Origin of the sequence: Clostridium uliginosum (genome assembly GCF_900112485.1) — a bacterium.
GTDB classification, from domain to species: domain Bacteria; phylum Bacillota; class Clostridia; order Clostridiales; family Clostridiaceae; genus Clostridium; species Clostridium uliginosum.
Genome location: NZ_FOMG01000017.1, coordinates 82,813 through 89,013 on the forward strand (window position 1 = coordinate 82,813; position 6,201 = coordinate 89,013).

7 protein-coding genes are annotated in these 6,201 nt (G+C 26.2%); 4 read left to right on the plus strand and 3 right to left on the minus strand.

Features of this window, described 5'->3' with window-relative positions:
* Nucleotides 1-42 precede the first annotated feature (42 nt).
* Nucleotides 43-603, minus strand: coding sequence for a PadR family transcriptional regulator (locus tag BM027_RS11760; protein ID WP_090091932.1), 561 nt, complete (start codon nucleotides 601-603; stop codon nucleotides 43-45).
* Nucleotides 604-831: 228 nt separating this feature from the next.
* Here BM027_RS11760 and BM027_RS11765 point away from each other — a divergent pair, with 228 nt between their 5' ends.
* On the plus strand, nucleotides 832-1,086 hold the full coding sequence (locus BM027_RS11765) for a TfoX/Sxy family protein (protein WP_090091934.1): 255 nt from the start codon (nucleotides 832-834) through the stop codon (nucleotides 1,084-1,086).
* A gap of 24 nt (nucleotides 1,087-1,110) precedes the next feature.
* Nucleotides 1,111-1,392: a DUF3795 domain-containing protein gene (locus tag BM027_RS11770; protein WP_090091936.1), complete on the plus strand. Its 282-nt coding sequence runs from the start codon at nucleotides 1,111-1,113 to the stop codon at nucleotides 1,390-1,392.
* Between the two features lie 450 nt (nucleotides 1,393-1,842).
* On the opposite strand, the gene BM027_RS11775 is transcribed toward BM027_RS11770, so the two are convergent.
* Complete coding sequence (locus BM027_RS11775; RefSeq protein ID WP_090091938.1) at nucleotides 1,843-2,235, minus strand: hypothetical protein; 393 nt, start codon at nucleotides 2,233-2,235, stop codon at nucleotides 1,843-1,845.
* Nucleotides 2,236-2,394: 159 nt separating this feature from the next.
* On the opposite strand from BM027_RS11775, the gene BM027_RS11780 reads away from it, so the two are divergent.
* On the plus strand, nucleotides 2,395-2,622 hold the full coding sequence (locus BM027_RS11780; protein WP_090091940.1) for a hypothetical protein: 228 nt from the start codon (nucleotides 2,395-2,397) through the stop codon (nucleotides 2,620-2,622).
* A gap of 389 nt (nucleotides 2,623-3,011) precedes the next feature.
* A complete protein-coding gene (locus BM027_RS11785) occupies nucleotides 3,012-3,890 on the plus strand; it encodes an aldose 1-epimerase family protein (protein WP_090091943.1) in 879 nt (292 codons plus the stop codon).
* A 372-nt stretch (nucleotides 3,891-4,262) separates the two neighbouring features.
* Here BM027_RS11785 and BM027_RS11790 read toward each other — a convergent pair whose 3' ends face one another.
* Complete coding sequence (locus BM027_RS11790; RefSeq protein WP_090091946.1) at nucleotides 4,263-5,729, minus strand: oligosaccharide flippase family protein; 1,467 nt, start codon at nucleotides 5,727-5,729, stop codon at nucleotides 4,263-4,265.
* Between the last annotated feature and the right edge of the window lie 472 nt (nucleotides 5,730-6,201).

Consider the following 6,201-nt stretch of genomic DNA (forward strand, 5'->3'; position numbering starts at 1 on the left):
TTTTAATTCTAATTCCTCCAATCATATATATTTAGTAACATTTTATAAATCTTTTATTTCTTCTAAAATTTTTAATGTTTCTTCACACCACTTTAGATTTGCTTCTGCAGCGTGCTTCCCATAATTAACAGTAGCCATCCATAATACTATCTTCTTTTTATCTACTTTTTCCTTTTGAGTCTTTAAAAAGTTCTCAATGTTTAAATACTGAAGAAGATTTTTTTCACTCTCTTCTTTTATTTGTTGAAATTTTTCAGTAATATTTTCAACTGGTATATTCGTAGACCAAAATATTTTTAATAATAATTCAGATCTAACAGGTTCATGCTCAACAGGAAGCATTAGCCATTTCTCTAATTCTTCGCTACCTTCTTCTGTAATAGAATATACATTTTTTGATGGTCTTCCTTCTGTTTGCTCTACTTGTTTTGTTATTAATCCTTCCTGTTCCATTTTTTGCAACACAGGGTATATATGGCCATAATTTTCATTCCAAAAATGACCTATGGAAGAATCACAAAATTTTTTAATATCGTATCCTGAACCTGACATTAAACTAAGTACTCCTAAAAGAGCATATTTAGTTTTATTTACTTTTGCCAATTTAATCTCACCTCTATTTAATATTTCACTCTGATATATTACGTGATTTATTATATCACTCTGATACAATAAATCAATATAATTTTTAAATTTTAGAGAGCTCAAGTAAAAAATATCAAAGTATTAGATTAAATAAATAACAAAAATTGATAAATAATAAATAATAATGTAGTATTTAATGGATGACATAATTTAGTAAAGATTATTTATATAATAGGAGGAATATCTATGGGTGAATTATCTAAGCTACCTAATATAGGGAAAATTTTAGAAGGACAACTTAACGAAGTGGGTATAGAAACAGTTGAGCAATTGAAACAAATCGGAAGTAGACAGACTTGGTTAAATATTAAAAAGATAGACAAGTCTGCTTGTTTTAATAGGTTATGTGCTTTAGAAGGTGCGATTCAAGGAATCAGATGGCATAGTCTTTCAGATGAAGTCAAAAATGAGTTAAAAGAATTTTATAAGGTAGTTAAGTAATTATATGGTATTGGAGGAAGATAAATGTTTGAATCACGTTGTGGTGTATGCTGTAATAGTTGCAAACGTAAAGAAAAAGTAAATTGTGCTGGCTGTACAAATATATCAGTACCTTTTTGGGGCGGTTCCTGCAAAGTGAAATCCTGTTGTGAAACAAAGGGCTTAAATCATTGTGGTGTATGTGATGAATTTCCATGTGATATGCTAAGTAATATGGGAAAAGATCAAGGCTATGATTCTGCTCCAAGACTTAATCAATGTAAAAAATGGGCTAACAAAACCACGTCTAATAAACATAATTTATAGTTTTTTTAAGACACAAACTATACGTATTATGAAGCAAAAATACCGCAAATTCATTTGAATAATGTGGTATTATAACTTAGTTATTTTTTGTATTTAATTTTATCGCTCTGTTTTAATATAGTGTTGATATTGTTACATTTTTGTGAAGTGTGCATTAGAATTCGACTTTTAGAACTCTTAATGAGTATTGTCACATTAGTTGTTTGTCCAAAACTTGTTTTTGGAGCAAGCTAGAATGGGACTATACTCATTTAGATGTTCTTAAGTGAGAGTCAAAAAGTAAGAGCCCAAATTTTATATTTGGTTCCTCGAACTTTCTCTGTGAGCATTTTATATTTTGTTGCTCGAACTTACTCAGCGAATGAATATGAGTCGAGTTTCCTATATCAATTCTTTAGCACACTGAACAATATGTAACAATATCAACACGGTTTTAAAACATAGCCGATTTTATTTATTTTCTGATATCAACTTAGCCATTTCTAAAGCTAAATTATTATTATTTTCATTATTCCTAATAAAAGTCATTGTCTTATCATTCGTTGTAGTTATTGTAATAAATTCTTCGGAATTTTCATTTTTCACTTCAAAAGACTTTATATCGTCTTTAGTAATTTTATCTGTATACATTGTTTCAGGCAATCCACCCCAAGTAGCATATCCTTTAGCTTCTATATATAAACTTTCTGTAGTAAGAATTAATTTAAAATCATTTGTTACCATACCAGCAATTCCTAATGAAATTAAATTTGCAAAGAAGTTTGCTATTATAGTAGAAATCTTAATATTTTTATAAGATTTAATAGAACATAAAACTTTCTCATCATTTAAGATATTTGACATAACTGAACCCTCCCAATAATATATTAAATTTAAGTCGCACTTCTTTTACTTTTACAGCTTGATTAATTAAAACATACTCCTATTATAGTATATTATACCAATACAGTATTATTTAATCATAATCTATTAATCACAAAAGATGGAGAAAAAATTGCTAGCTTGAATCCAAAAAATGGAACAATAATAACAGAAAAACAATCTAAACAAAAGGAGGAACAATCTGAAAAAAATAATTTGTATGTTACAGATAGTAGCAAATTAAATGACTACACTTGCTTTGATGTTAAATTGCCAGCTTATTTACCAGATGGATATACATTTAAAAATGCTGATGTAATTGTAAGGTCAGGAGATTCTTATGTTGTAGGTATAGCAATAGCAATTTAAAGGAGATATAATGTAAAGGATGCATTGAAATTTGTATCAGCTTGTGAAACAGAAAATGCTATGGAAGAAAGAAGTGGATTTGTAACAGAATCTATAGTTAATGATTTATTTAATAAGATTATTATAGAAGAACTTATTTAAGTTACATCTTTAACTTGTTATTTTTTTTATATGCCTAACGCTGTAGTAATTGTTATATACATCTTTTAGAAGAGGAGAATGGTACAAGCTTACATAAATTAGATGAAAAATATTTTTAATTTACAATAATTAAAGAAATACTTTTTTAATATAAGAAATGAGTCCGTTTAGCGTATGCTATGCGAGATATAAGGCACATCTTTGATCTATTATTTTATTTCAAGTGCCTAAATGAAAGGATGTTATTTATGATTTATTCTCTAGAAAATTCGAAAATAAAAATTACAGCCAGCACTCATGGGGGAGAGTTACACTCTTTAACTGGTAAAAAAGAAGGGACTGAATATCTTTGGAATGGTAATCCGGAATATTGGAAGTATCATTCACCACTTTTATTTCCTGTAGTTGGAAAAGCCCTTGATTTAAAGTATAAGGTTGATGGGAAAATATACGAAATACCATCTCATGGATTAGCTAGAATATCTGATTTTGATTTATTATCACAAACAGATGATTCTATTACGTTTGAATTAAAATATTCAGATGATTCACTTAAAATATATCCTTATAAATTTTCTTTACATATTACTTATACTCTTGAAGAAAACAGTGTTAATGTAACATATAAAGTTATAAATTTAGACGATAAAGATATATATTTTTCAATAGGTGCTCACCCTGCATTTATGTGTCCTATTGAAAAAAATGAAAAATTAGAAGATTGTTATCTAAAGTTTAATAAAAAAGAAAATAGCTCAACTATGTTAACTACAAAAGAAAATTATTTTTTACATGAAAGAAAAGAATATTTAAATGATTCAGATACTATTTCTCTTTCAAAAGAAGTATTTAAAGATGGAGTGTTAGTTTTTGATGATTTAAAATCTAATGAAATAACTATAAAATCAAAAAATCATGATAAATCTTTATCAGTAGAATTTGAAGGATTTCCGTATATGGGAATATGGGCTCCAGAAACTGGTGCACCATTTTTATGTATAGAACCTTGGTTTGGACATGCTGATTATGAAGACTTTAATGGTGAATTTAAAGACAGAGAAGGAACAGTTTCACTTAGTACCAGCAAAGAATTTAGTTGTAACTATAAGATTTCTATTAGAGAATAATATAATTTGAAAAATGTTTTTCAAGAAATATGGATATGCATTTACTAGTATTGCTGAAAAAAATTAAAGAGTTATCTATCTTTTCAGAACATAAAAGTCACTAAACTGGGTTAAAAGGCTTAGTCAGTAACACTTTTGCATACTGAAAAATGAAACTCTAATAAAATTTTTTTATGCAATGATTTAGGCATATTCAAAAAAATAACAAGTCAGTATTCTAGTCTATTTTGCATCTTTGACTTGCTATTTTCTTTCATGTGCCTTAAGTAAAAGGCATATCCATATTATTTAATTGATTATGCCTAAGTTAAAAATAATGAAATACTAAAAAGATCTATTCTCTAATTTGTAAATTAATTTCTCTTTGTTTTATCATACTGCTCTTTTTAAAAAGCTAAATTTATTGAATAATTTGTGAAGTATATCATATAGTGCTTTATCCTTAGTAATAGTAAGTATTATTAAATAAGTGAGTCCACATAAGGTAACATCTGATATACATATAAGAATAGAATTAAATATATATCTTTTTAGAATTATAGTTATAGGAACAAATAGTAGAGAGTAAAAAAAGTATTTTACATTTTCAAAAGCAAATAAATTTATATCTAACTTTATTATTTTTGTTACTAATTTATACTGTAATACTATTACAATTAAATTTGCTATTAGTGTAGTAGTTATAGCAGTTACTATTGTAAATTTCCCTATAATAACTAATAATATATTCAATATAAAATTAATAATCCCACCCAGTAGTATTAATATTGAATCATATTTTTCCTTTTTATAAAGATATAATATTTGATTAGATATAATATTTTGAACACCTAAACTCAACATATACATAGAAAATATAGCAAGTACTGGAATTGCTTGAAGATACGCCCCTTTTCCAAATATCAATATTATTTCTTTTGATAAACAGGCTAATCCAATTGATGAAGGAAATAAAAATAAAAAATAAATCTTTACTATTTTTATTAATAGTAGTAAATACTCATCTTTAGAATCATTTCCTAAATAATTTGATAATCTAGGCATTGTAACTGTAACTAACGTAAGCATTAATGTATTAACTAAATTCATAATTCTTTGAGCCATATAATAATAGCCTACATCTGTGGTACCAATATTACCTTTTATCATAAATTTATCAAGCTGTGTATATAATACTCCTACATTTGAAAGTATTACAGCATAAATCATGGGTTTTATATGTCTAGTAAATTGTAAATTAGAAAAATCAAAAGGTATTTCTTTCTTTATATATACAAAACTTATAATATTATTTATAAAATTACTACCTATAAGTATGTACAAATAAAGCAAATAATCTTGTTTATGTTTTATAAGTATTAGAGTTAAGATACAACTTATTATTCTAACAATTACAGTTTTAATAGCAATAAAACCATAATTTTCTAAAGCCTGGTTTACCCACTCTACATAGAAAATATTAAATGATAAATTTAATCCCATGAGTATATAAGTATAAAAATAAGCTTCATTTTTATAGCTAATTACTGTAAATATCATATATGTTAATACAGCTAAAAGATTTGTTACTGTTGTTAGAATAAATAAACTTGTGAATGTTTGTCTAAGTTTAATTTTATTGTCACGTACTCTACTCATTTCTCTTAATCCATAAGTATATACACCAAAGCTTGCAAATATTAGAAAATAAGAAGTTAATGAATCACTAGAGCCAATATATCCATATAACTCTTCACCTATAGTACTTGAAACAATTTGGAATATCAATATTGGAAGAATAATATTAAATAGGTTTAATACTGTGCTAAACATAGCATTTTTCGAGATTGATTTTGACATTAATGTTCTCCTATATTTAAGATATTTTGTTTATATAAGCTTACATTTTGCGGAATGAAATGTCAATTATGAGTTTACCTAAAATAAACGCTTTGTTTTAAAACAGTGTTGATATTATTATATAATAGCGAACTGGCATTGAAATTTGCTTTGTAGAACTCTTAATGAATATTTGTACTATTAATTGCTTGTCACAATCTTTGATTGGGAACATGCATTAATAGGACTAATATTCATTTTAGAGTTCTCAAAGTAAATTTCATCGTCCATGAGCTTTATATAACAATATCAACACGCTGCTAAAACATAGCCAAAATAAAAAGTGAATATAAGCATATAAAAATTAATGTGTTTTACTAGTTCTTCATTTGCAGCTTGTTAGAGTATAATTTTAGTAGGCAGAAGAAGTAATTAAAACTAGATAAAATAAAAAGGAGATGTAAAAACATCTCCATAATACATAAATTATCCA